The organism is Alkalihalobacillus sp. FSL W8-0930 (assembly GCA_037965595.1).
GTDB lineage: Bacteria > Bacillota > Bacilli > Bacillales > Bacillaceae_D > Alkalicoccobacillus.
In genome coordinates this window covers 889,148-915,861 of record CP150183.1, presented here as the reverse complement: position 1 = coordinate 915,861, position 26,714 = coordinate 889,148, and the positions used below count along the sequence as shown (strand labels likewise).

At 42.0% G+C, this 26,714-nt stretch carries 23 protein-coding genes and 1 riboswitch; of the genes, 9 read left to right on the top strand and 14 right to left on the bottom strand.

Features of this window, described 5'->3' with window-relative positions; all coding sequences use genetic code 11:
• Nucleotides 1-85 precede the first annotated feature (85 nt).
• A complete protein-coding gene (locus tag NSQ54_04870; GenBank protein ID WYP27444.1) occupies nucleotides 86-793 on the top strand; it encodes a hypothetical protein in 708 nt (235 codons plus the stop codon).
• 53 nt (nucleotides 794-846) lie between these two features.
• On the opposite strand, the gene NSQ54_04865 is transcribed toward NSQ54_04870, so the two are convergent.
• Together NSQ54_04865 and NSQ54_04860 are read right to left on the bottom strand one after the other, a co-directional pair.
• Nucleotides 847-1,407: an isoprenylcysteine carboxyl methyltransferase family protein gene (locus NSQ54_04865; protein WYP27443.1), complete on the bottom strand. Its 561-nt coding sequence runs from the start codon at nucleotides 1,405-1,407 to the stop codon at nucleotides 847-849.
• Complete coding sequence (locus tag NSQ54_04860; protein ID WYP27442.1) at nucleotides 1,404-2,504, bottom strand: 3-oxoacyl-[acyl-carrier-protein] synthase III C-terminal domain-containing protein; 1,101 nt, start codon at nucleotides 2,502-2,504, stop codon at nucleotides 1,404-1,406. Before NSQ54_04860 ends, NSQ54_04865 begins: the two co-directional genes overlap by 4 nt.
• Nucleotides 2,505-2,630: 126 nt before the next feature.
• Between NSQ54_04860 and NSQ54_04855 the strand changes: the two genes are divergently transcribed.
• On the top strand, nucleotides 2,631-3,191 hold the full coding sequence (locus NSQ54_04855; GenBank protein WYP27441.1) for a GNAT family N-acetyltransferase: 561 nt from the start codon (nucleotides 2,631-2,633) through the stop codon (nucleotides 3,189-3,191).
• 41 nt (nucleotides 3,192-3,232) lie between these two features.
• Here NSQ54_04855 and NSQ54_04850 read toward each other — a convergent pair whose 3' ends face one another.
• The 7 genes from NSQ54_04850 to NSQ54_04820 form a co-directional block, all read right to left on the bottom strand.
• On the bottom strand, nucleotides 3,233-4,534 hold the full coding sequence (locus NSQ54_04850; GenBank protein WYP27440.1) for an NCS2 family permease: 1,302 nt from the start codon (nucleotides 4,532-4,534) through the stop codon (nucleotides 3,233-3,235).
• A 93-nt stretch (nucleotides 4,535-4,627) separates the two neighbouring features.
• A riboswitch (purine riboswitch) is annotated at nucleotides 4,628-4,727 on the bottom strand.
• Nucleotides 4,728-4,912: 185 nt separating this feature from the next.
• A complete protein-coding gene (locus NSQ54_04845) occupies nucleotides 4,913-6,625 on the bottom strand; it encodes a 5'-nucleotidase C-terminal domain-containing protein (GenBank protein ID WYP27439.1) in 1,713 nt (570 codons plus the stop codon).
• A gap of 148 nt (nucleotides 6,626-6,773) precedes the next feature.
• On the bottom strand, nucleotides 6,774-8,315 hold the full coding sequence (gene guaA / locus NSQ54_04840) for a glutamine-hydrolyzing GMP synthase (protein ID WYP27438.1): 1,542 nt from the start codon (nucleotides 8,313-8,315) through the stop codon (nucleotides 6,774-6,776).
• Between the two features lie 215 nt (nucleotides 8,316-8,530).
• A complete protein-coding gene (locus tag NSQ54_04835) occupies nucleotides 8,531-10,726 on the bottom strand; it encodes a transglutaminase domain-containing protein (GenBank protein ID WYP27437.1) in 2,196 nt (731 codons plus the stop codon).
• 18 nt (nucleotides 10,727-10,744) lie between these two features.
• Nucleotides 10,745-11,902: a DUF58 domain-containing protein gene (locus NSQ54_04830; GenBank protein WYP27436.1), complete on the bottom strand. Its 1,158-nt coding sequence runs from the start codon at nucleotides 11,900-11,902 to the stop codon at nucleotides 10,745-10,747.
• Nucleotides 11,899-12,855, bottom strand: a complete 957-nt coding sequence (locus NSQ54_04825) for a MoxR family ATPase (GenBank protein WYP27435.1) — start codon at nucleotides 12,853-12,855, stop codon at nucleotides 11,899-11,901. Before NSQ54_04825 ends, NSQ54_04830 begins: the two co-directional genes overlap by 4 nt.
• Before the next feature lie 136 nt (nucleotides 12,856-12,991).
• Entirely contained in the window at nucleotides 12,992-13,555 is a 564-nt protein-coding gene (locus NSQ54_04820; GenBank protein WYP27434.1) for a thioredoxin family protein, read from the bottom strand.
• A gap of 229 nt (nucleotides 13,556-13,784) precedes the next feature.
• On the opposite strand from NSQ54_04820, the gene NSQ54_04815 reads away from it, so the two are divergent.
• Nucleotides 13,785-14,336, top strand: coding sequence for a GbsR/MarR family transcriptional regulator (locus NSQ54_04815; protein ID WYP27433.1), 552 nt, complete (start codon nucleotides 13,785-13,787; stop codon nucleotides 14,334-14,336).
• A gap of 85 nt (nucleotides 14,337-14,421) precedes the next feature.
• Nucleotides 14,422-15,381, top strand: coding sequence for a metallophosphoesterase (locus NSQ54_04810; GenBank protein WYP27432.1), 960 nt, complete (start codon nucleotides 14,422-14,424; stop codon nucleotides 15,379-15,381).
• A gap of 249 nt (nucleotides 15,382-15,630) precedes the next feature.
• Here the strand turns inward: NSQ54_04810 and NSQ54_04805 are convergent, their stop codons facing one another.
• Nucleotides 15,631-16,203 carry a YdcF family protein gene (locus NSQ54_04805; protein WYP27431.1) on the bottom strand — a complete coding sequence of 191 codons (573 nt, stop codon included), beginning with the start codon at nucleotides 16,201-16,203 and terminating at the stop codon, nucleotides 15,631-15,633.
• Between the two features lie 344 nt (nucleotides 16,204-16,547).
• Here NSQ54_04805 and NSQ54_04800 point away from each other — a divergent pair, with 344 nt between their 5' ends.
• Both NSQ54_04800 and NSQ54_04795 read left to right on the top strand, forming a co-directional pair.
• A complete protein-coding gene (locus tag NSQ54_04800; GenBank protein ID WYP27430.1) occupies nucleotides 16,548-17,387 on the top strand; it encodes an N-acetylmuramoyl-L-alanine amidase in 840 nt (279 codons plus the stop codon).
• Nucleotides 17,388-17,475: 88 nt separating this feature from the next.
• Nucleotides 17,476-17,661 carry a sporulation protein YjcZ gene (locus tag NSQ54_04795; GenBank protein WYP27429.1) on the top strand — a complete coding sequence of 62 codons (186 nt, stop codon included), beginning with the start codon at nucleotides 17,476-17,478 and terminating at the stop codon, nucleotides 17,659-17,661.
• Between the two features lie 33 nt (nucleotides 17,662-17,694).
• Here the strand turns inward: NSQ54_04795 and NSQ54_04790 are convergent, their stop codons facing one another.
• From NSQ54_04790 to NSQ54_04780, 3 genes are all read right to left on the bottom strand, one after another.
• Nucleotides 17,695-17,928: a hypothetical protein gene (locus NSQ54_04790; protein WYP27428.1), complete on the bottom strand. Its 234-nt coding sequence runs from the start codon at nucleotides 17,926-17,928 to the stop codon at nucleotides 17,695-17,697.
• Nucleotides 17,929-17,993: 65 nt separating this feature from the next.
• Complete coding sequence (locus tag NSQ54_04785) at nucleotides 17,994-20,024, bottom strand: penicillin-binding transpeptidase domain-containing protein (protein WYP27427.1); 2,031 nt, start codon at nucleotides 20,022-20,024, stop codon at nucleotides 17,994-17,996.
• A gap of 222 nt (nucleotides 20,025-20,246) precedes the next feature.
• The gene (locus tag NSQ54_04780) at nucleotides 20,247-20,807 is read right to left on the bottom strand and encodes a nitroreductase (protein ID WYP27426.1); all 561 of its coding nucleotides are present in this window, start codon (nucleotides 20,805-20,807) and stop codon (nucleotides 20,247-20,249) included.
• Nucleotides 20,808-21,202: 395 nt separating this feature from the next.
• On the opposite strand from NSQ54_04780, the gene NSQ54_04775 reads away from it, so the two are divergent.
• Genes NSQ54_04775 through NSQ54_04765 form a run of 3 tightly spaced genes read left to right on the top strand, consistent with a single transcriptional unit; the run spans nucleotide 21,203 to nucleotide 25,405 of the window.
• Nucleotides 21,203-22,948 carry an ABC transporter ATP-binding protein gene (locus NSQ54_04775; protein WYP27425.1) on the top strand — a complete coding sequence of 582 codons (1,746 nt, stop codon included), beginning with the start codon at nucleotides 21,203-21,205 and terminating at the stop codon, nucleotides 22,946-22,948.
• A 2-nt stretch (nucleotides 22,949-22,950) separates the two neighbouring features.
• Nucleotides 22,951-24,960 carry an ABC transporter ATP-binding protein gene (locus tag NSQ54_04770; protein WYP27424.1) on the top strand — a complete coding sequence of 670 codons (2,010 nt, stop codon included), beginning with the start codon at nucleotides 22,951-22,953 and terminating at the stop codon, nucleotides 24,958-24,960.
• Between the two features lie 16 nt (nucleotides 24,961-24,976).
• The gene (locus NSQ54_04765; GenBank protein ID WYP27423.1) at nucleotides 24,977-25,405 is read left to right on the top strand and encodes a GNAT family N-acetyltransferase; all 429 of its coding nucleotides are present in this window, start codon (nucleotides 24,977-24,979) and stop codon (nucleotides 25,403-25,405) included.
• Nucleotides 25,406-25,717: 312 nt separating this feature from the next.
• Here the strand turns inward: NSQ54_04765 and NSQ54_04760 are convergent, their stop codons facing one another.
• Nucleotides 25,718-26,710, bottom strand: a complete 993-nt coding sequence (locus NSQ54_04760; GenBank protein WYP27422.1) for an alpha/beta hydrolase family protein — start codon at nucleotides 26,708-26,710, stop codon at nucleotides 25,718-25,720.
• Nucleotides 26,711-26,714 lie beyond the last annotated feature (4 nt).

The following is a 26,714-nucleotide window of genomic DNA, read 5'->3' as shown; positions in this document are numbered from 1 at the left end:
AAAATCCAATGATCCATTGAATGTACGGATGATGATCGCTAAACTAGAGACACACCATTTTATGTCAGGGAATTGGGGTGATGAATTGTCTAAACGAAGAACACGCTTCTACCTAATAAGTATCATAAGCGCAGTTACTTTTTCGTACTTCTTTTTCACCCTTCTAAAACAAACAGGACCTGAAAAACGATTAAATCAATACCTCCAACAATTACAGCAAACAGATTTTCCTTTTCGTTCTGACGACGTTTTAGCATTTATTGATTCTTCAAAAGTAGATGATGAATTTCTTGATCTCATTGAACAGCAGCTTGACGAGTTTGAACCTTTTGAAGGCTACGTAATCGGAGAGGTGCATGAGCAAGGCGAAGGTGGAGTTTACATCCCTGTCACCATTCAATGGGATGCGTACTGGGAGCATGAATTTGAATTCCATCTTAGACAAGACAACAATGATTGGATGATTGTACCGAATATCGAAACTATTTCATCTCTGGTACAATCCACAAGCACACCATCTGTTTATGTTCAGACGAGCTTGAACTACGTCAATACATTTGAAAACAACACGAACACTCAGATCCAATTTGAGACGAGTCCTCTTTTTTATTACACGCTCCTGGGCCTTCCTTATGAAGTTCGTTATGATGCGACAAATCAAGCATTCGCTCTTCCCATGATTGTTTGGAACGAGGCTTTTCACCCCGCGCCTGAAGGATGGGCCTTATTCCCTGATGGAACGGACACCACCTTTGAACCTTATCTCTTTGATGTTTACAATGAACTCGAATAAAGGGAAGATAAACAAAATCGGCGTCAATCCGAGAGGACTGGAACGCCGATCTTTTATTTCTTCCGTATACTAATAAACCGCCTCACATGTTTAAATGTCTGTTGATAGCTACCTTCGTGATTAAGTGCGTCTTCTTCCGCTTTAATTCGAACGCTTAGCATCACCACATTTAACAGGCTAAATACGATAGCCGTTACATACGCCTGAAAAACAAGCGGCAAAAAGAGAATTTCTAAGACAACAACCACATAGTTAGGATGGCGAATCCATTTGTAGGGCCCTCGGTTCACAGGCTCCGCTCCCGGCAAGACGATTATTTTGGTATTCCAGCTTCTTCCCAGTGTGGCAAGTGCCCATATTCGAATCGTTTGAGCAAGTACAAAGAGAGCAAGCGGCAAAATACTCCACATCGTCCATTCTGATTGCCTTAAGGTTACCTCAAGTAATAATGAAAGGAAAAATGAAACGTGAAGAGCAACCATAACAGGATAATGGTTTGCTCCTGCTTCAAATGCACCACGATCCTTCATCCATCGTTCATTTGATTTAGCCACCCCTACTTCAGCTAGTCGTTGCAAGATGACAAGTCCAATAAAAAGATAAACGAGTATCAATGAACCATTCCCTCCCACTCAACATGAACAAGCTCAGAACAAAAACCTGGCCCAAGTGCAGCAATCAACCCGCGATAACCGAGTGGTCTGTCTGCTTCCATAAATTCTTTTAACACATATAGCACTGTAGGTGAGGACATGTTTCCATACGTTCGTAATACCTCTCTAGACACAGCCGTTTCTTCAGGGGAGAAGCCTAGAGCTTTTTCATAGGATTCAAGCACCTTTTTCCCACCAGGGTGTGCTATAAAGGCATCAATGTCAGAGAGCTGTACGCCTTCTTCCTGCAAAAATTCTTTCACATTTGGTTCAAGCCATTTTTCCACAATTCCAGGTATACTTCGCGAAAAGACAACGTGTAAACCTGAATCCCGTACATCCCACCCCATCACATCCTCTGATTGAGGCATAAGTGTTGACCTGCTACCTAGAAAGCGAGGGGAGGTTTCTTTCACAAGATCAAATCGAAGGGAGCTCTCATCTCCACCCACTAACGCACAGGCCACCCCATCTGCAAATAGTGAGGTACCTATCAAATTACTCTTAGAATGGTCATTATGTTGAAAGGTTAAGCTACATAATTCCACACAAACGAGCAAAACATTTTCCTTTGGGTGAGCCTGACAATAATCAAAGGCACGGCTTAATCCCGCAGCTCCTCCAGCACAGCCCAGCCCCCATATGGGAATTCTCTTTGTATGTTTATCAAATGAAAGATGATTCATCATTCTTGCTTCTAGTCCGGGAGTCGACATGCCTGAGCTGGTGACACAAATAATCGCGTCAATTTCATCCACACCGACTCTTCTTTTTAGAAACGTATGATTTTGAAGGCAACTTTGAATTGCAGCTACACCGTACTTTACAGCCAGTTCAATAAATAAGTCGTTTCTCTCTTTTAACGTATGTGGCGCGTGGAACCACTCCATTGGTGCCGCAAAATAACGCTCATCGATTTGGCCGTTGCCAAATACGGTTAAGAGACGTTCAATGTCCTCAAAGCTTTCACTAAATAATTCTCTCGCAAACTCCATTGTGTCTTCCTGACGAAGCTTGTGCGGAGGTGCATATGTACTAATTGAATAGATAGAAGGCATGTTTGTTCCACCTCACTCGTTGATAAGCTTATCGTGCCTCGCAATAGGGAAAATATTCATTTTATTCTATTGGCAGGAACCTTTCATTCAAGTAAACTGTAGAGAACTACAGATGAGGTGAAACAAATGAATCCTTTAATGATTGATTTTCCAGATAGCTTTGAAACCGAACGATTACTCATTCGAGCTCCAAAACCAGGTGATGGCGCGAAGATGTACGAAGCGGTCAGTTCATCGATCGAGCAGCTTAAACCATGGTTGCCCTTTGCACATTTCGAACAATCACCAGAGCTAACAGAAGCAAACATCCGCGAAGCTCACGTCAACTTTTTAACCCGGAAAGACCTTCGTTTACTCGTATTCCATAAAGAAACTGGGGAACTTGTAGCCTCATCCGGCCTGCATCGAATCGATTGGGACGTTCCTAAAGTGGAGATTGGCTATTGGATTCGAACAGAATATAGTGGAAAAGGCTATATGACCGAAGCGGTTCAAGGGATTACAACCTTTGCGTTTCAAGAATTAAAGGCACGCAGAGTTGAAATTCGCTGTGATGCAAAAAACGTGAAAAGCCGCGCGATTGCTGAGAGGCTGAACTTTGAACTCGAGGCCGTATTAAAACAGGAAGCAAAGGCGATTGATAGTGAAGAGTTAAGAGACACTTGTGTGTACGCGCAAATACGATAACAAAAAAACCGCCTCGATTTGGAGAGGCGGTTTTTCAAGGATTAATGACTTAAAAACGCAAAGTACAGAACAAATACTACAAATAAGAAATACATAATCGGATGCATTTTTTTCGCGTTTCCACTAACAACCATTGTAATTGGATAAAGGATAAATCCAAGCGCAATTCCGTTTGCAATACTATACGTTAGTGGCATTGCTACAAATGTAACAAAGGCTGGGATTGCTACTTCCATACGCGTCCAGTCAATAAAGCGTAGAGATGAAGCCATCATGACACCAACAATAATTAAAGCAGCGGCAGTTACATGACCTGTAACGACTGCTAGTAGTGGTGAGAAAAATAGTGCGATTAAGAATAGAATTCCCGTGACAACCGCAGTAAGACCTGTACGGCCTCCAACAGCTACACCAGAGGTTGACTCTACATAAGCAGTTGTTGTTGATGTACCCAGAAGTGCACCAATCGTTCCACCACTCGCATCGGAGAATAACGCTTTTCCTGCACGTGGTAGCTTATTGTCTTTCACGAATCCTGCTTGGTTTGCAACAGCAAATAATGTTCCTGCTGTATCAAAGAATGTAACGAATAAGAAAGTTAAGATAGCTATACCCATTTGAGCACTAAAAATTTCAGAACTGCTAATATCAAACGCTGCAAAAAGCGTTGGAGACAAGCTTGGAACAGACGCTACAATGCCCTCAGGACGACCAACTAAACCAAAGATAATTCCAACTACAGCTGTAATAGCTAGTCCATAAAATACGCCTGCTTTAAGACCCATAACGACAAAAATGGCAGTTAGAACAACACCAAACACCGCAAGTAATACAGGACCTGATGTTAAATCACCTAATGCAACAAATGTCGCTGGATCCGCAACAATAATCTCTGCGTTTTTTAAACCAATAAAAGCAATGAATAAACCAATACCTGCACCTGCCGCATGCTTTAACTCTGCGGGAATTGCATTGATAATAATTTCTCTAATTTTAAATGCAGTAATAAGTAGAAAAATAATACTTGAAACAAATACAGCAAACAATGCTGCTTGCCAGCTTAATCCCATTCCAAGAACAACTGTATAAGCAAAAAACGCATTCAATCCCATTCCAGGAGCGACAGCGATTGGATAATTCGCAACAAGTCCCATGATCAGTGATCCAATCATAGCAGAAAGAGCTGTTGCTACAAAGACTGCATTCACATCCATACCAGCATCACCAAGAATCATTGGGTTTACGCCCAAAATGTATGCCATGGCTAGGAATGTAGTAAGTCCAGCAATTGCCTCTCTTTTAATAGTCGTACCTTTTTCTGTTAATCCAAAAAATCGATCCATGCTGCTCCTCCTTGGGGGTTTTCCCCATAAAAATAAGCTCCGAGCATCCTGCTCCGAGCGTACACATTATCAGCAAAATAGAAGACCGTCCGTCCTCTATTGGGATAACATCGTAGTAAGCTCTTTAAGGCAGCTTGTAGAGACTCGCGGACCATATCTCCGCGAATATACGAGAAATGATATGTGGTTGTTTATGAATTGAGTTTAGCAACCTTTATTCAATTTGTCAATAAAAACCGAACAATGAGTGCGATTTCATATGCATTATTCGGAAAACGAATAAAAACACACAAGAATGATCCTTCATTCTTGTGTGTTTTACTAGGTTACTCTGTTTGTCCGAGGAAAAGAATGGAAGGATAAAAATCGCGAATGTTTCTACTTTTGACTTGGTTCTTCAGAGAAATAAATTGTTTCACCTGCGTAGATCAAGTCTTCGTCTTTAATCGTTGGATTCCATTCCATCAATGTCTCCCAGGTTACATTTTCACGCAGCCCAATCTTAAATAGTGTATCACCTGGTTGAACAACATAAGACGAAGAATCTGATCCAGTTTGAACTGCTTTGTCACTGGATCCCTCTTTTTCAAGCTCTCCAAATTGTATACGTCCCTCTACCTTTGGTGCGATTTCCCCTGATTCTCCTAAGTATGAAATTAATAACTCATCCAGCGCACTATATTCATTAGTAATAGGGAGCCCAGCTAGTGGCTCATACTCATCACCACCACTTGCTAGAAAATCATTGGTTGCCAGGGTATATGTTTTAGATAGGTCTAGTGGGGCACCTTCTATAGTGACTGAATGAACACGATCCCCCGGCTGCTTTGATTCATCTACATAAAACGAGAATCCGCTTATTTGTGGGAACCCACCACTTGGCTCAGGGTAATCTTTTACTCCAATTTCCAGGATCTCCAAAAGCTGCTCACCAGTTACATCCTTTGTCACTCCATAGTTTCCAAATGGAGAGACTTCCACAAGATCCCCTTTTGTGATTGTGCCAGCAGCGACAGAAGCGCGTATTCCTCCTCCGTTTGTTAAGGCAATATCTGCGTCTGTTGATTCACGTAACACGTCAGCAATGAAATTTCCAAGGTTGGTTTCTTCTACTCGTACCTGCTCACGTTCCCCTTCAAGCTCTACCTTTGTTTCTCCAACGGGTTCTGCTAGAATGACTTGCTGGGCTTCTTCTAACTCTTCTAAAAGGGACTCCATCTCTTGATCAGGTTCGATCTCTTCAACCTCGGTCTGATTAATTAATCGTGCGCTCCGGTCAACGAGCTCGCCGTCCTCGAATACAAGTTCAACTACTCCAAGATTTTGGACGTATTCTCCTGCACTCGCAATCAGTGTTCCATTTCCTGTGTCCATTCCGATCTTTAATTCAGAGTGACTGTGTCCGTCAATAATTACATCAATGCCTGGTACATCCTCAGCTACTTTCTCACTTGTAATCTCGCTTGACTTGTCGATTCCGAGATGTGCCAGTGCAATAATTAAGTCCACACCCTCTTCTTCAAGCTGCTCTACCATCCGATTTGCCGTGATGGACGGATCTTCAAACGTTACATCACGAACATTATTAGGATGCGTTTTATATTCCGTTTCTGGAGTAGAAAGACCAAAGATGCCTATCTTTATGCCGTTTACTTCTTTAATTAGATGTGGATCAAAGAACGTCTCTTGCGTATCGTTTAAAAGGTTGGCCCCAAGGATCGGAAAATCCAATGTACTTCCAAGCTCCTGGAGTCGCTCTAAGCCATAATTAAAATCATGGTTCCCTGGAACAAGCGCATCATAGCCTAACAGATTTAACGCCTGCGCAATCGTTTCTCCTTCCTCAAGAGAAGCGAATGTTGTGCCGTGAAATGTATCACCTGCATCAAGTAACAAGGAATGCTCAGAGCGGGTTTCGTCAATGAGAGCCGCTAGCTTTGCATAACCCATCCCGTCGAACTCGCCCTCAAAAGCTCGTCCATGTACATCGTTTGTATGTAGAATCTGGATGGTTGTCTCTTCTGCTTTTGCCTCAGCAGTAAATGCAAGTAGTAAGATCGTTGTCACTCCAATATATCTTAGTCGATTCATTTTCCATTCCTCCCTTTTTTTATCTATTTCTAGTGTAGACTAGCAACATTAACGCCATGTATCAATTGGGATAATGTGATATTAAAATATAAATAACGATCTCAACAAAAAAAAGCCTCTGAGAAAAAATTCTCAGAGACTTCTGTTCTTACTCCCACTCAATCGTGCTTGGTGGCTTACTCGTAATGTCATACACTACGCGGTTTACGTGAGCTACTTCGTTTACAATACGTGTTGAGATTAACTCTAATACATCCCAAGGAATGCGAGCCCAGTCACTTGTCATACCGTCAATTGATGTCACGGCACGGATACCGACTGTGTAATCGTATGTTCTCGCATCACCCATCACACCTACGCTACGCATGTTAGGAAGGGCTGTGAAGTACTGCCAGATTTCGCGGTCCAGTCCAGCTTTTTTGATTTCTTCGCGCAGAATGTAATCTGAGTCACGAACAATCGTAAGCTTCTCATCCGTAATTTCTCCAAGTACACGAATACCAAGACCTGGACCTGGGAATGGTTGTCTCCAAACGATTTCATCCGGAATACCAAGCTCAGTCCCTACTTTACGAACCTCATCTTTAAATAATGCTTTTAATGGCTCAATCAGTTCAAAACGCATGTCTTCAGGAAGACCCCCCACGTTATGGTGAGATTTAATCGTTTGAGCTGTATCGGTTCCACTTTCAATGATATCTGTATAAAGGGTTCCTTGTGCAAGGAAATCCATATCTTTAAGGCTTGCTGATTCTTCATCAAACACATAGATAAATTCGTTACCGATGATTTTACGCTTCTGCTCAGGATCAGATACACCCTGAAGCTTAGAAAGGAAACGATCAGCTGCGTCAATCTTAATGACGTTCATGTTGAATCCTTCACTAAATGTCTTCATCACGCTCTCTGCTTCACCTTTACGAAGAAGTCCGTGATCAATAAACATACACGTTAATTGATCGCCAATTGCTTGATGCAAAAGAACAGCGACAACTGAAGAATCTACACCGCCACTAAGTGCACATAGTACGTGCTTATCTCCAACTTGCTCACGGATTTTTTCCGTTTCAACTTCAATGAAGTTTTCCATAGACCATTCACCTTTTGCCTTACACACTTCAAAGGTAAAGTTCTTAAGGAGTTCGTCCCCAAACTCAGAGTGACGAACTTCCGGATGGAATTGCACACCGTATAGGTTTGCTGCTTCATTACTCATTGCCGCAACAGGACACGATGGATTGGATGCATCAACAACAAATCCTTCAGGCGGTGCCACAATCTTATCACCATGGCTCATCCATACAGATTGTTCAATAGGAAGGCCTTTAAATACTTCAGATTGATTTTGAACACTGATAATTGCTTTTCCATATTCGCGATGAGAAGCAGCTTCAACCTTACCACCGAAGTGCTGAGTCATTAACTGCATTCCGTAGCAGATCCCAAGAATTGGCACACCTAAGTCATAGATCGCTGGATCACAGTGTGGAGAACCTTCCACGTACGCACTATTCGGTCCACCAGAGAAGATAATTCCTACTGGATTTAATTTTTTTATTTCCTCAGCTGTAATCTTATGTGAGTGAAGCTCACTGTACACTCCAAAATCACGTATACGTCTTGTAATCAGCTGATTGTATTGTCCTCCAAAGTCGAGAACAACAATCATTTCTTGATCAAATTCAGTCATGATCTTCCATCCTTTTCCTATTAAATTGTACAATTCTGCCATGAAGTCATACGTAAAGAAAAAAGCTGATACTCTGCCTTATTGTGAATCTTTGGCAGAATACCAGCAGCTTCATATCAGAATGCACGTTGCATTGGCCTTAAGAAGTTAAAACATCTGATATTCGTAGCTTCTGCTATACACCGACTTATTTTAACAAGGCAAACCTTAAGTGGTCAAGGCTTGATTTTCATAACAATTCGTTCCCAAAGGTGCCTTTGCCTAGCCCATCCATTATCAGCTGGCTTTCCACTATATAATGTGCGCTCATACTCACGAGTTAATACACTCATGTCGTTCAATCCAAATTGATCATCTAAGCGTGTTGCGAATTCACTTAATGTCTCACTCGATTCTCTTTTATAACCATTAAACTCAAGTAGCCACAACAATCTCTCATACGCTTGGTTAAACACACGATCGTCTTTTTTCGAACGATAATACCATAAAACCGTTGAGGTAATGAGTTTCTTGCGATAGATAACAAATAGCGTTAAACATACTAGTAGAATCAAGGCTGTTATCCATAACATTAAAGGTGAAGAAGGAGTACTCTGATCCTCTGCAACAGCAGACTCCGTTTGATCGTCCTCTTCCACTTCTTCCTCTACTTCCTCTTCGTCTACTTCTTCCGTTTCTTCTTCCTCTTGATTTGTTTCACGATCAGGTGCTTCTATTGGATCTGCTTCATTTTCAAATTCTTGGTCAAACGAGTACGTGTTTGTAAAACCTTTAGTGGGTTCAAAGGCAACCCAGCCTTCTCCAGGAAAGTAGACCTCTACCCATGAGTGAGCATCTGAATTGGAAATCGTGTAGCTATTCGCATCCTCCCCTACATCAACCATTGTTCCTGCCGTAAAACCCTTTACCCATCTAGCTGGAATATCAAGCGTCCGTAGCAGAACAATCATTGATGTGGAGAAGTTGTCACAATAACCTTGCTGTGTCTCAAAAAGAAACTGATCAACGTAATCCTGACCTGCCGCCGGAACAGCAACATCCTCTGTTTCATATGTGAACTCCGGTCCCCGAAAGTGATCTTCTATCGCCTTTGCTTGATCATATCGATTCGTTGCGTCTGCTGTTAGCACCTCCGCTAACTCAAACACTCTTTCTGGTACAGAATTAGGAAGTTGAGTATAGTACTCATTTAACTCTGAGTTCTGATCAGGCTCACTTAGATTTCTAAGGCCATCAATATTATAATTAGTATCGACATATTCAAAGGTATATTCCTGAGGGGAAAGTGCTTCTCCTCCAGAAAGGATTTCAGCTTTTTGTGTAAACTCATCAACTACAACAGGATCATTTTGATACTCCTCAATCGTAGTTGAAAACCACTCACCTGGGTAAAACAAGTGTGAAAAACGCATCTGGTTGTACATCTTAACATTCGCTTCTTTAATTGAACGTTCAGCTGCTTCAGTCGTACCATAACTCACCGACGCCGGGTATCCTCCAGAAGCAGTTGTTGTTTGCTCCCAACCAGCCCCAGTATAAAAGTCTTTTGTTTCACCTCTCCAGTAAACCCCACGCTCCACAGTAGCCCTAAATACTGGGGTATCATCATCAACAAAGCCGCCGCCAAGCTGCTCGTCGTTATTACCATAACCGATCCTTCGGGGGCCTCCTTGCCCTGTTCCATCACCTGTCACTGCAGCTTGAAGGAACGGAACAGGGTCGTCCCATTTAGGATCTGGCTTTGGAAGAAGTAAACTAATAAAACCCGTGATCACAAATAATCCAGTGATCACAAGTCCCATTCGAATAGGTAATAACCGAGGAATAGTAGCATATCGATTCGCTTCAATCGTTCGATACATGTACATGAATCCAAGCAACAGAACCCCGATACCAATGATACGAATGATAGCTATGGTTGCATCGTAGATTGTAAACGTGTCAATGACTGTAACATAAAGGACTGTTGATAAGAGGAAAAAGAAGATTCTTCTTAGATAAACCGTCCAATAAAATAGTAAAAAGCTCATAATTGATAGCAGGACTAAAAATAAAAAGCTGCGAAATACGTCAGATAAGTCATACCAGCTTCCGGTTAAAATACTCCAAATACTCGTAGTTAGATCTGAGAAGAATAATGGGATCCACTCAATTGGAGTGACACTTCCAGCAGGAAATAAAACGTAGAGGCTTCCTCCAATTACAACTACTCTTGCCAAAAAACTAACAATTAGTGGTGTTTGTAAAAAGGAGATAAGAAAAAAAAGAAACGTAGCAATCAAAAAATATCTGATTGATCCTGTATCTGTCATTAATGGTAAAGGTAACAACCACTCCAGTAGTAGCAAGAAGCTTAAGCCATAAAGGAATCCATCTCTACCATAATGGATGTGTTTTTTTCTTTGATTCAATAGATACCTTCCTCCTTGCTAAGACGTCATGTAGATTGGTTCAATGCCCTTTACACGCAATTGTTCTGCCAAGCTAATTTGCTCAGGCTCAAACTCTAAAAGACAGACCTTTAGATCAATGCTCTCTAAAGCGAGCCTTTCGATCGTATGCATCACCTGTTGATCCAGCTCTGCACAGACATAAATAACCGTTTGATTGGTCCATTGACTATAGATTGGATGAATTGTTGGTGCTGGTTGCGGGTAAGCTTCCACAGATGCCAGCATTCTCAACACCTTTTCCCACGTGTGTGCTTGCAACTCTTCAATCAACCAATGTTGATTGTTATGAAAAGTAGCTAACTGACTTTCAACGTTTGCTTGAATAAATGTAGAGGCAATGGATGCCACCTGCTCCACAACATCCTCAAATTGCTCAGGAGTGACCGTTCGTCGATACGGATCAAACGCGATAATCGTTCGCTTGCCCTCGTAGGTTTCGAACTCCTTTGTCATGAGTTCTTTCCTTCTGGCTGATTGCTTCCAATTAATACTTGTTAATCTGTCTCCCGGAACATAACTCCTTACACCTGCAAGGGATCTCTCTTCATCTTTAAAAGAGGATGTTGCCGAAACTCCGTTTGTATGATTTGGTGTTTGGAAAGCTTGAACATCTCCTAGCTGATGATACCTAGGATACACAAAAAGCTCCGTTTCTGCTTTTACCTTTTGTCTTCTTTCAAACCACCCAAAAAAATCGCTCGATGTTAAGTGAATGTCATGAAATGAATAGCAGCCCCGCTTTAGGTTCGATAGACGATACGTAAAGGATAAGGTACTCGCTGTTGTGAAAAAGAACATGGCGCGCGTATCTGTTGCCTGTCCAACATGAGAAGGAACAGCATCCTCTACTGTTAAATACATAAAAGGCTGCAACCTGCGCTTCTTCACCGTGATGGTCACTTCCACTGCTTCACCCGAATAACACGTTGCTCTTCCAAGTGTGCGGCTTGGGGTAAAGGAGGCAGGAAAGAGAATCGAGATAGTCATAATAAGTCCTACAATGATCACGCTATAAAATAAGAACCAACTTACAAATCCCCCTTGAAACATCGCATAGGCGAAACAGCCTCCTATTACAAGTATGGCAGCCAGTCCCTTTAACATCGTTTTAATGAAATTTCGCCTCTTCTTCACGAAGAAGTAAGCCTCCTTTTTGGAACGGGAACCCTGATTCGATTGATCAATTTTTCAAGCACTTCGTGTGTTGTCACTCCGCTCATTCGCGCCTGTGTTGAAAGCGTTAAACGGTGAGATAATACAGGAATAGCCAAATACTTAATATCGTCCGGTAGAACATAATCTCTCCCGTTAACCAGCGCAAGAGCTTTAGCTGCTTTTAAAAGAGCAATTGAGCCACGCGGACTAACCCCAAGGCTAATGAATTCATCATTTCTCGTTTCTTGTACAATTGAAACAAGGTAAGACTTCATCGCTTCATCAATGTAAACCGAACTTACCTGTGCTCGGAGCTGTAACAATTCGGCTGTATCTAATACTGGAGTGATCTGATCTAATGGGTGTTGATTCTCTAGGCGACTTAATATGTCTAGTTCTTCATCTGGACTCGGGTACCCTAGCTTGATCTTTAGTAGAAAACGGTCCAACTGTGCTTCAGGTAAAGGAAAGGTTCCCGCATATTCAATCGGATTTTGTGTGGCCATCACAAAAAATGGCTGTTCAATCGCATGTGTGTCCCCATCAATTGTCACATGCCCCTCCTCAAGCGCTTCAAGCAAGGAGGATTGTGTTTTTGGAGAGGTACGGTTAATCTCATCGGCAAGTACAATGTTTGCCATAATTGGTCCTCTTCTAAATTCAAACTCTTGTGACTTTTGATTATAGATCGACACACCCGTGACATCTGAAGGAAGAAGGTCCGGAGTGAATTGAATTCGTTTAAAGTGTGCACCAAATGATTTAGCAATGGCTTTAACCATCACTGTCTTACCTACTCCTGGAACATCCTCTAGAAGGACATGCCCCCCTGCTAGTATCGCAACCAAGCTCAGGCTAATTTCTTGCCGTTTTCCAACAACCACACGCTCGATGTTCTCGATAATCGTTTCTATTTGTTTTGCTGCATGCATAAGCTGTCTCCTCTCGTATAGATACATAATGAGTTGACGTATATGTAAGCGGGTACGTTTCACTCTATGCAAACAACGAACGGTCCCAATTAGGGATCGTTCGTCTCACTTAGCCTGTCAAGTGCTAGTCGTCGTGCTAAACTGTTTTTTGAAGAGCCTTTAATAGATCATTTTTGATCCAGTCCCAGCTCGTATGGTCCTCTGTATACGTGCTTGTCATTTCTTTAACAAATTGTTTAAATGCAGCTTCAAAATCATCTGCATCTTTCTCAGGCAAATGAGCTTTCTTCTCTGCTACAAATTCTTCAAGCTCTGGAGCTCTTGGCCCCCATCTCAAGACTTCTTTCCCATCCTGGTCAATAAGCACAATAATTGGGATAGACCTTGCTGTTCCATTCGTTAAATACTGATCCATAAGTTCTAAATGATCATCACGAATAAAATAACGTGTTTCAATTAAAGCTTCGTCTGCAATTCTCATGAAGATAGGAAGATTAACCATGGCATCGCCACACCAATCAGCAGTGATGATAAGCGCTCGATATTTCTTGGATTGAAGGAGTTGTAAGGCTTCCTTTTCAAATGGATCTAAATGAAAAGAGTTATATATTTTTAATAGATTTTCTTGATTTACTTGCATTGAGTGGATATAAGCGTAGCGACTTAATCCTTTTTCGAACCATTGATTTAATTCTTCCATAGTCTTGCCTCCTATCTAATTCTAAGGTCTATCGTACCATGCCCCCCATCATCAGGCAAAAGAAAGGGACAACCTTAATGAAAATGAAATATACAAATGAAACACCTGTAAGATGGCATCTCTCTCATAGCGTTTTTGACGCATTGATTTTAAATGAGCGAATGTCTATACTATGGCTACTAAACGATGAAAGTCATTCATCTTTTTCATAAATTCGAGGTGATTCTAAGTGCGTGATGATAACTTAACTGATGAAATACATGCGATTCATCAGATGATTAAACAAAGCATGGCAGAAACGGTTGAAATCTATGGAGGCAGTCGCTCGATAGGACAGATTTATTCTACTTTATATCTTCATAACGGCCCGATGACACTGGACGACTTAAGAGACGAAACAGGAATGAGTAAAGGAAGTATGAGTCTTGGAGTGCGGAGGCTTCTAGATAACAAACTTATCGAGCGTGTCTATAGAAGAGATGAGCGCAAAGATCTTTATCAAACGAAAGGAGATTTCACTCACATCTTTTCTACTTTTTTCACTAATCTATGGAAAACAGATATTCAAAAAAACGAACAAACCTTCCAAAAGGCTCAGGTTAAATATGAAGCCGTGCTAAACGCTTCCGAGTCAGAAGACGAGTATCAGGAAGCCTTGCGTATGATCGAAAAAACAAAAGGGGCTTTAACGTATTACACTTTTTTAGATGCATTAGCTGAAGATGTTAAATCTGGGGAGTTCATTCAGTATCTAACGGAGAAGTACAATTTAGATCATTAACTTTACTTTGCGTTTCTTAACAAACGATTATACATATCCATCACCCATCCTGCTCATCCTAAGGTCATGAATAGGAGGTGCAGGGTTGAAAAAGATTACGCTTTTAGGAAGTCGTATCTGCTTAATTTTCTTTATTGTGAGCATGATTACAATATGTCAATCATCAGTGGATCACGCAGAAGCAAGCTCAACATCCGACACCATTGTCTGGATGACGGATACACAATATTATTCCAAAGAATATCCAGAGATTTTTTTTAAGATGACAGACTGGATAAAGGAAAATCAAGTCCCCCATCAAATTAAATATGCTGTTCACACAGGTGATATTATTGACCAATATCAAGAAAAGGATCAATGGAAAACGGCGCATAAAGCCTTAAAAAAGCTTGATCATTCACCGATTCCTTACGGTGTTCTCGCCGGAAATCATGATGTTGGTCATTCTAGAGTTGACTATGAGAAATTTACCCATTACTTTGGCGATAAACGATTTAAGCATCAGAAGGAATTTGCAGGATCAAGTCAAAATAACCGAAATCATTTTGACCTTGTCACAGCTGGAGACCGAGACTTACTCATGCTTTATTTAGGATGGGGTATGACTGAGAAGGATCTTGAATGGGCTCATTCAGTTCTTAATAAATACCCAGAACGAATCGCGTTTTTAAATGTACATGAGTATTTAAAAGCAGATGGAGCCCGTTCTGAACAAGGCGAATTTCTTTTCAAAGAACTTGTCGCGAAACACGCTTCGATTCACGTTGTATTATGTGGGCACTATCACGGTGCGAATAAGAAAGTGGATCGCTTTGATGATGATGGAGATGGCAAGCCAGATCGTACTGTATATCAGCTACTGGCTGATTACCAAAGTGGGCCTATGGGTGGTCAAGGCTATCTGCGCCTTTTATCCATTCCAACAAATAGCACAGAGGTAACCGTTAAAACCTATTCTCCATATCTTGATCAGTACAATTTTTATCGGGACACTGACTCGGAGAAAGATCAGTTTACAATACATCTTCCCATGTCGGTGAGATGATCGACAAAACACGAATTTAGCAAAATACCCGCTACAGGAGAATCCCTCGCTTTCCGCGGATACGGCCTCAGCCCCTTTCGCGGAAAATGCGCCGCTACAGTGTCTTCACCACGTATTTTACCGCAGGAGTCTCAGGTTCTCCTTCCGCTCATTTTTGCAAAAAAAAACTGGCGAATGATTCAACGATTGGATCATTCGCCAGTTTTGCGTTTAATTTTAGTTATGTCCCAGACTCTTCTCTTCTTTTAACTATTTCAACAACAAATCAAGATACAGTTTCGTTAAGGCTGCATATTCTCTTACATGCATTTGTATCACTGCAATTCTTGGAGTTTTGCCTGGAAGTCCTGTTACATCGAGACCTTGTTCTTCGGCCATAAGAACAGCTCGATATAAGTGAAAGCTGTTACTCACCACAATCCCTTTTGAGTGCGAGTCATCAATGAATTCCTTTGAATACTCAAGATTTTCATATGTAGACGTTGAACGATCCTCCAAGTAAATACGTTCCTCCTCGACTCCTAGCAGAACAAGTCCACGCTTAATCGCCAATGCTTCAGATATCCCCTCATCAGGTCCTTGTCCACCGGATGCGATTGCAATGGTTTGCTTATTTTCAAGCAGATACTCAGCAGCTGCATCAATTCGATATTGAAGACTTAACGATGGCTTCTCTACTTTTACTCTTGCTCCAAGAATAATTAAGTAATCTGCTTCGTCAGGAAGTTCTTGGTGACTATGTTGATAAATTTTAATCTGTAAAAAAAGAATATATAAAACAGCTAATCCAATTAACAAGTAAAGAGTAACCTTCACATACATCTCCACACATCCTCTAATAGTTAAAAATCATGCGGTTTCGCTGATTTTTTTAAAACCGTTCTTTTGTATATTCTAATATCCAATTACTGTTTATTTATAGTTCTTGAAGCAGGTGTCGATCCCTTCTCCTTTTTCCCAATATTCAATCGTATCCTTCAAAGCCGTTTCCCTCTTCAAACCGCTTTTCTGTTACAAGCTTTTAACTTGACACGCAAAGCGAAACAAAGCAGGACTTTCGACTCTTTGTGAGTTTTTACTACGTTTCTCGCATTCTTTGAAACCATCACATGGTTCTGTATAATGAACCCACATTCTCATATTAAAGCGAAAAAGGAGTTGAATCTGTGAAACAATTAAGCCGTTTTGTCGGGCTACTATTCTTATTATTTATGATCGGATCGATAGTAGCACCCGTTTTAGCACACGCTTCACAAACTGGGGTTGTTGATGTAGGGAGTACGTTAAACGTTCGTGCCGAACCTTCTACATCCAGTAAGATTATCGGATCATTATCACGAGGAGAAGAAGTTACATATGTTGATGTCGCAAGTGGTTGGGCATCGATTGATTATAATGGACAAACTGGTTACATAGCAACTGAATACCTTTCATCTGGTTCCTCAAATGGAGGAAGTTCAGCCTCCGTATCTGGACAAACCATTGTTATCGATCCAGGTCATGGCGGAAATGATCCAGGAGCCGTTGCAAACGGACTTCAAGAAAAAGATGTTGTTCTAGATGTTGGACAACGAGCAGCGGACAAGCTTCGAGCGTCTGGAGCCAACGTCATCATGACACGGTCATCTGATCAATTTATCGCCCTTGAAGAACGAGCCGCCATTGCAAACCGAGCAAATGCAGATATCTTTGTTAGTATTCATGCAAATGCAGCCGCGGCGACAAGTGCTACTGGAACGGAATCGTATCACTTTCCAACAAGCACAAATGGCCGACGCCTGGCGGGGAATATTCAAAACGAGCTTGTAAGTCACCTAGGCACTCGCGATCGCGGTGTAAAGGATGCCAATTTTAGTGTGTTACGCAATACAGCAATGCCTGCAGTTCTACTCGAGCTCGGTTTCATTACAAATGCCGGTGAAGCAGATCGGATGAAATCGTCAAGCTTTAGAGAAAACGCAGCGAACGCAATTCATGATGGAACCCAAGTGTACTTTCAAAACTAGTTAATAGCTCGCCCAATTCTTCGTTTTGCGCACACCATACACGTAACCATTCCATATGTTGTACTAAAAGGAAAGGTGGTTTATTCATATGGGATACTATGGTGGAGGATACGCTCAGCCCTTCTATGGTCAACCATACTACGGGTACGGAGCTCCTTGTCAGCCTTGTGGCTACCCTGGTTACAAAAAAGGCGGAAATACAGGATTCTTCTTTGCATTAATCGTTCTTCTCTTCATCCTATTCGTTATTATTGGTGGAGTCGGTTATTGCTAAAAAAAGGCTGTCAGTATGCTGACAGCCTTTTTACTATGACCGGTAATATGGATAAGGGTACGGTGAGTATGGCGGGTAGGGATACGGATAAGGAGGATAATAATAACCGTATGGTTGAGGCTGGAAAAGCGTACTTCCAGCAAATCCTCCTAAGAATCCACCTAGTAACCCGCCGCCAAATCCACCACCGAACCCTCCAAAACCTCCAAATGGAGGACGGCCATACCCGGGACGTCTGAATTGTCTTGATTGATTCATTGGATACATGTACTTCCCTCCCTGTTAGGGCAATCCATGTATGCTATGCTATTTGCCTAAGAAAAGTGACTGACTTAACGAAGATTTGATTCTAGAATGGAAGCGACTTTATCAACTACGTATCCACTTCCTCCCTTATCACTCACATCATCAATCATCATCACAACAAGTAGCTCAGGATCCTCGTCTGCTTCAAGTGCGACAAACCAACCGTGCTCCTGTCCTGGCTTATCTTTTGTCGCCTTCAGTTCAGCTGTTCCCGTTTTACCAGCAATTCGAACACCCTCAACTGCTGCAGCTTTTGCTGTTCCCTTTGAATCTTCAAGGACATCAACTAGATCCTGCTGAAGTAGCTCCGCATGTTCTGGTGTCATGAGTCCCTCTTTCCACATTCCTGATTCCTCATCAAGCTCAAGAACTGGTTTAATCATGTTTCCTTCATTCACTAATGTTGTAAATGTTAACCCAAGATGAAGAGGATTCATCTGGATTTGACCCTGTCCATACCCACTGTCCGCCAGTTGAATATCATTTGTCATACTGCCTTCAGCCGTTAATGAAGACGTATGGAACAATGGGATGGGAAGATCTTCACCAAAGCCAAATTCATTGGCCCGATTTGTAAATTCCTCTTCCCCTAAATTCAAAGCCTGTTGTGCAAAGTAGATATTATCTGAATACACTAGTGCCTTACGAAGATCAATTGGCTCACCGTAATCATTAACACGCGTGACCTCATAGCCACCCCAATCAGATCCTTCTGGCTGCCAGCTTTTTCCGTTTACATCCATCGTTTCATTCGGATCAAGCGTACCCGCTTCAAGACCCATAGCCGCTGTTAATAGCTTAAATGTTGATCCTGGTGAATAGGTTTGTGCAAAACGATTCATTTGCGGGTTATCCTGTGTGTCTATATCTTCACGTTGCCTTTGTGTAAAGCCAACTGCTGCTAAATTCGGATCAAATGTAGGCTTACTAACGAGTGCCAGCACCTGACCATTTGTTGGATGGATCGCTGTCGCCGTACCTGAATCATCTCCAATTTCATCAGATAGTTCCTGTTGTAACTCCATGTCGATCGTCAGTGTAATGTCTTCTCCATCCTCCGCTTCCGTCTCTAAAATAGCCTCTTCTCTCTCTCCATCATTGGTTGTATAGAGAACGCCACCGCTTTTGCCACGAAGTCGCTCTTCGTATGCCCGCTCAAGTCCCGTTTGGCCTAGCTTATCGTTTGGCCCGTAGCCCTGATCTTTATATTCCTCAAGCTGCTCCGCTGTAATATCACGAATGTATCCAGTTATGTGAGCGGCACTTTCTCCGTATGGGTATTCGCGGCCCTCATGAACTTCGTAGCTTGCACCAGGAATACCATCTCTTAATTCCTCTTGAGCCCAGTCAATTTGAGAAGCTGGAGCATAGTGAATTTGTACAAACGCTTCGTCCGTTACCCAAGATTGATCAAGCCTTGACTCAATCGTTTCACGTGATACGCCAGTGACTTCAGAAAACTCACTGACAAAGTCTTCTCGGTCCTCAATTCTTCCTGGCACACTACCAATCTGCAATACCTCACCATTAACCGCAAGTCCATTCCCGTTCCGATCAAAAATCTCTCCACGAGTGGGCTGAATGGAAGCAAGCTCAAATCCGCCTCCTTCAGACAATGAAGGATAGACGAGAGTATCCTGCCAATTAACGACCCAGTTTTCCCCCTCTTCTTGCTCTTCAAGAGTTAACGAGATCTCTTCTTCAAACGCAAGCTCACCAATTGACGTTGTGATCTCCACATTTAAAGGAACGGTATAAACACCCTCTTCCGGCTCGTTCTCCTCCGCGTCTTCTGGATAAACCGCTTCCAGTTGCAGTGCATTTGCCTGCATTTGTTCATATAGTGTCGTCATGCGTTCTATATATTCATCCTGAGAGATATTCTGTTTTGTAGCTTCATCAAGCTTTGCGTACATTTCTTCATATTGTTCAGCTGACCAATTCTCTAAAAATGCATTCAGCGTTTCTTTTGGATCAGGCTCATCCCCAAAACAACCTGTTAATAGGAGGCTTGTTGCAAGACCTGTCACAATTAAACCTTTTCTTGTATGACGCATGTCTATCTCACCTTTCGATGCCTAAAGTAATCAATCTATGTATCTGAAAACAGTTTATCATATTCTTATTGAGTTTTTGGCGTTTTTTGTCAAAGAAATTCTTGTAGGTCCTTACTAAGAACATTTACATAATTACATCGGTATCTCACATAAGTACATCCAAATACACTCCATACAAAAAAACCGACTGATTCTCATTCAGAATCAGTCGGTCACATCCCTTTATTGGTGTTGATCAATAATCGTCAGCATCTCACGAATATCGGTACGTTTCTTCGCTTTAGGTACATCTTTAATATATCCAAGCATCAATGTCGCAACGATTTTTTCACCAGGCTTCACGCCAATTTTTTCTCTGAAAGCTGGGTTGTAAATCCAATCATTAGAACGCCAGATCATGCCAATGTCACGAGCCCAGGCTGCTAGTTGGAAGTTTTGAATCAGTGCACTGACAGCTGCATGATCTTCATCCCAAGTTTTTTGGCGAGGATCCTCTGGCATAACGACGACCAGATGAGCTGGGATCGAGCGAAAATGATCTGCCTTTCTTTTTACACCTTCTGACACCTCTCCATTTGGAGCTGGCTGTGCATCAATAAAAGCTTGAACAAATGTTTCTGTGCCTTCTCCATTATATAAAAGGAAGCGCCATGGCTCAGTCATCTTATGATTTGGAGCCCATTTCGCCACTTCAAGTAAATCAATGATTTCCTCTGTAGATACCGGATCTGGTTTAAAGCTTGTAATGGAACGTCTATTTCGAATAACTTCATCAATCTTCATCTATGTTCCTCCTAGTTATAGCTCACTAATAATCATTCTCAATTAAACCTTAACTCACTCTGTCGATGTTTGCAAGAACATTTTTGCGAGCAATATTGTAAAAAACTGTTGCTAACTGGAAGGAGTCTGGTTAGAATGAAGAAGATTAAAAACATTCAAGATATTAAAAGGAAGGAGCGAAGAGTCATGGAAAACGTACATCATCCACATCACACACTAATTTCATACTCGCACAGCTCCGCCCATACTACATTTATTTCTTCCTAACCAGTAGGATGTAGGTGAGCTGTGTGTCAAAACAGCTTACAATGAACTCATTTATTCAGGAGTACCGTGTATAGCGGTGCTCCTTTTTGTTTTGTCATTTTACTTAAATTGCAGGGGATGTGTTGCTCGTGTTGCGTGTGTTTAGTCAGTTGTCTTGGTTTTTTAAAGAGCAATGGAGGCGGTATACCGTCGCTATTATTCTACTTATCATTGTGAGTTTTATCGATTTAATGCCTGCACGATTGCTCGGTCTGATCGTCGATGACTTTCAGGGTGATGCGCTTACTGTAGAAAAAGGGTTTATGTACATCGGTGTCTTTCTTGTCATTGCTATTTCCAGTTACGGCCTGACGTACATTTGGATGTCCAAACTCTTTGGAGGGGCCCTACTTGTTGAACGAAAATTACGCTCACGATTTATGAATCATTTATTGCGAATGGACATTCCATTCTATGAAAAACGAAAAACAGGAGACTTAATGGCCCAAGGAACAAATGATTTAAAAGCGGTAAGTATGACGGCTGGCTTCGGTATTTTAACTCTAGTTGATTCCGTTGTGTTTATGCTTATTATCCTAGGTGCCATGATGATCCTTGTGGACTGGAAGCTGACTATAGCAGCGGTCCTCCCTCTTCCTTTGATTGGAATCATGATCTCGATCCTTGGGATAAAAATCCACGCCCGTTTTACAAAGGCGCAAGAAGCATTTGGATCTCTTAACGGGCGCGTACTAGAATCCGTAGCCGGGATGCGAGTCATTCGAGCGTTTAGACGGGAACGTCATGATGAGAATAAGTTCTTAAACATGAGTGAAGACGTGTATAAACGCAATCTTGAGGTTGCTAAAATTGAATCGTTTTTTGAGCCTGTCGTTAACATTGTTGTTGCGCTAAGCTATGTGATTGGTCTTGGATATGGTTCGTACCTTGTGTTTGCTCAGACCATTACGCTCGGTCAGCTGATTACTTTTAATGTGTATCTTGGCATGATGATTTGGCCGATGTTTGCGATTGGAGAATTAATTAACATTATGCAACGAGGGGCGGCTTCTTTGCAGCGAGTCGATCAAACACTAGCGGTCGATCAAGCTGTACCCGATCCTATTCATTCAACTGAAGAAGACCCACTAGCCAATGTAACATTTAATCAGGTCACATTCGGTTATCCTTCCTCCAGTCAGAAACAATTAAAGGAACTCTCCATTATGATTCAATCAGGAGAAACCATTGGTGTTGTTGGAAAAACAGGTAGTGGGAAATCGACGTTTATTAAACAACTACTAAAATACTACCCAGCAGGAACTGGCGAGGTTCGTGTCGGAAAACAGTCCATTACGGATCAAAGCAAGGAGCAGGTACGCCAGAAGATTGGTTACGTCCCGCAGGACCATATCTTGTTTTCAAAAACAGTCCGAGAAAACATTCTATTTGGTAAGCCTGAGGCGACTGACCATGAACTTGATGAAGCCATTCGGATCTCTGCCTTTGAACAGGATTTAGCCTTCCTACCCGATGGGCTTGATACACTCGTTGGAGAGAATGGCGTCTCTTTATCAGGAGGACAGAAGCAACGAATTTCAATTGCTCGTGCACTTATCGCAGCGCCACCGATCTTAATTTTAGATGACTCACTATCAGCGGTCGATGCAAAAACAGAAGCAAAGATCATCACGAACTTACGTGAGGTGCGACAAGGTTTAACAACCATTATTACCGCTCACCGAATGTCAGCAGTTGAACAAGCAGATCAGATCCTGGTTCTAGAAGACGGGGAAAAAGCTGAGCTTGGCACTCATAACGAACTAATGAACGAACGTGGCTGGTATTTTGAACAGGTTCGGGAACAAACAAGAGGAATGGAACAGGAGGTGTAATTATGAGTACAGAGAAACGCTTATATCAATACGCACTTACAAGTAAAAACACGATCATCATTGCCTTGCTCCTACTAAGCGTGTCGGTAGCCGCTTCTTTAACCGGTCCATTCATCGCTAAGACGATCATTGATAACCACATTTCAAGTATTGATGAAGCATGGTATGTGACAGAGGGCGGAACTCAATCTGTTGAATACGAAGGAACAACGTATACGCGCAGTGGTAATGTATCCTCTGCCGATCAAACTGGTGAAGCCATCTACATTCATCAAGACGGCTTAGACTTTTATGTTACATCAGACCCATTACCAGACGGAGAATTTAGGTATCAAGACGGACTGCTTCAAGTAACAAATGCAGACGGTACGTTTGAAGCAGCAGCTCAAACTCTCTCAACTGATGAGGTTATGGCTTTTTATCAGCCGGAGATTCGACCGATTATGATGTTGCTTGGGCTGTATCTCGCTCTGATCGTAGGCTCTTCCTTTTTCCAATACGGTCAAAGATACTTGCTGCAAAAGTCAGCAAACCGCATCATTCAGCGAATTCGTACAGATGCATTTAATCATTTGTCCCGCTTACCCGTTCGATTTTTTGACCATCTTCCAGCGGGTAAAATCGTATCTCGGGTGACAAATGATACCGAAGCCATTCGCGAATTATATATGACGGTTTTGGCTAACTTCTTCTCAAGTGCCATCTCAATTATTGGGGTGTACATTGCCTTATTCCTATTAGATGTAAGGCTTGGTCTGATTACACTTGTCTTGCTTCCTATCCTATATCTTTGGATGAAGCTTTACCGGAAGTATTCCGTTAACTACAACCGAAACATCCGATCAAAGATTAGTGAAATTAATGCGGCCATGAATGAAAATATTCAAGGCATGCCAATCATTCAGGCATTTAATCGAGAGAATCAGCAATCCACAGAGTTTGAGCGCTTAAATAAGGAGCACTACGGATTCCAAACAAACATGCTTCGCTTAAATTCCTTAACGTCTCATAACTTAACAGGTGTGCTTAGAAACCTTGTTTTTGTTGCGTTGATTGTTGTAATCATGGGTGGTACTGGAGGCGGAGGCTGGTCTAGCTTCTTAACACTTGGAGTCATCTATGCGTTTGTTGATTACGTAAACCGTTTGTTTGAGCCGGTTAGCCAAATTGTGAATCAGTTAGCTAATTTAGAGCAAGCGCGTGTATCTGGTGACCGCGTGTTTGAATTAATGGATAAAGACGGCAGTGATGTCGATGATTCAGTGATTGATCGACCTCATGGCGAAGTGGCTTTTAATCATGTATCATTTGCGTACAAAGACGAGGAATATGTTTTAAAAGATTTAACATTTAAAGCCGAGCCTGGGGAAACCGTTGCGCTCGTTGGACATACGGGATCCGGTAAAAGCTCCATCATGAATTTACTCTTCCGTTTTTACGACTGTCAAAAAGGTGAAATCCTGATTGATGGTAAGAGTACAAAAGACATATCTCCACAAGGCTTACGAGAGCACATGGGAATTGTGTTACAGGAACCGTATCTTTTCACCGGAACGATTGCTTCAAATGTAGCAATGGAGAACCCTGATATCACAAGAGAGCAAATTGAACGCGCGATTGATTTAGTTGGAGGGACGGAGCTGTTTAACAGCTTGCCAAACGGACTTGATGAAGAAGTACAGGAGAAAGGAAATACCCTTTCTAGTGGCCAAAGACAATTGATCAGCTTTGCGCGTGCCCTCGTTGCCGACCCTGCTATCCTTGTTTTAGATGAAGCCACCTCAAGTATTGATACGGAAACAGAAGGACTTATTCAAACGGGTATGGAATCCTTAAAGACGGGTCGGACTACATTTATCATTGCACACCGACTGTCTACCATACAGGATGCCGATCAGATCTTAGTATTAAATCGTGGTGAGATTGTAGAACAAGGAAATCACGATGAACTCATGAAGCTCGACGGATCGTATGCACAAATGTACCGTCTTCAGAAAAATGAAGCGAGTTAAAGAAAGGAGCCCCACTTTGAATATTAGACCGATAGACAAAAACGATCCTCAAAAATTAGTTCATTTAATGGAACAGCTTGGTTATCCAACCACTGAGGCAGACCTAATTCTTAGGTTTGACACGCTATCAAAGAATGCTGACTATCATACATTGGTTGTAGAATCAAACAATCAATGTATCGGCTTTGCCGGCTTACATCGTGGTCTTTTTTATGAGGCAACTGGTCAATACGTTCGAATCGTTGCCTTTGTAGTTGATGAAAATGAGCGGAGAAACGGTGTGGGAAAAGCATTAATTGAAGCCATTGAGGAATGGGCTCTAACGCAGGGTATCAACACCCTGGTGTTAAACAGTGGGAACCGCGCCGAACGAGCAGCAGCGCATGCCTTCTATGAAAAAATGGGCTTTCAGGCTAAAAGTACGGGGTTTAGCAAGAAGATTTAAGTGAATAAACAGACTTATTCCTCAAAATGAAAAGAGACTGGGACATAACATTTATGTGGATAGTAAAACACGAACATAGCAATAAATCCGCTTCAGGAGAATCCCTCGCACCCGCCGTGAACGGCAGCCCCCTCCGCGGGAAAAGCACCGCTACAGTGTCTTCACCGCGTTCTGTTCAGTAGGAGTCTCGGGTTCTCCTTACGCTCGTCTCACCAAATAATAAAAAAAACGAATGGCGAATGATTCGATCGTAGAATCATTCGCCATTTTCTAGTTGATTTATAGTTTTGTTTCAGTCTCTTTTCTGTGTTTTCAACTCACCAACACCCGCTCAAACCAATCAATAAATGTACGCCCGTTAATAATATGACCACCTGAGAAGATATCATAGTCAAATTGATCCTGCATATTGTTTTCCTTATACACCGCTTCAACCTGTTCAATGGCTGTCTTCACTCCACGTAGCGGGAACACACGATCTTCGTCTCCTGCCTCTAAAAACAAAGCTCTTGGGGCAACGAGTCGAAGGATATCCGGCTGCTCTCCTATAGAGAGGATGCCCGGTATGTAGTTATCTAAGCAGTGGTTACGATCAAGAATGCTATCCTTGAATGTATTTGCAAAACCAGTTAATACCGTTGCTTTTACTCTGGTATCCAGTGCCGAAACCAACGCTGAGACAAGTCCTCCACCTGAAAATCCTACGAGTCCAACTTGTTCTTCATCTACGTCAGGAAACGTAGCCATCACATCAATCATTCGTCTTGCTTCAAACACTCTCATGCCAGCTAAGGTTGAACCTGACATCATCAGAGCAGCCGCTAGACTGAAGCATGAGTTTTTGTTATCCTCTTCCTTGTCTTTCGTAAATCTGCGATCACCAAACCCTAGAATTTCAGGTGCAAATACTTTAAAACCTTTCTGTACGAGCTGTACAGCCAACTGCCGATGTATTCCCGGTTCTCCTTCTTCTTCTGTATCATCTGCGTTTAAGCCAATTAATTCTCTACTACCGTACCCATGTCCATGCAACGCTAAAATGCTCTTAAACTGCGTTTGACTTGTGGTATGCGGCGTTAACACATAAAAAGGGATAAATAGATCATCACTTGCTTTAAACCGGAAACGTTCTCTTGTGTAACCGATGCATTCTACTGTTTCTAGTTTGGTCAAATCCACATCTAAACTTGCTTGTGGAACGTCTCCAAGAAGCTTTTCTAGCTCCATTCTGGCTAGAGATGGCTCTAAGGCTGTTTGTTGTCTTTTACTGTAAAGGCTTTCAATAAACTGATCAGGCTCTATCATAGGT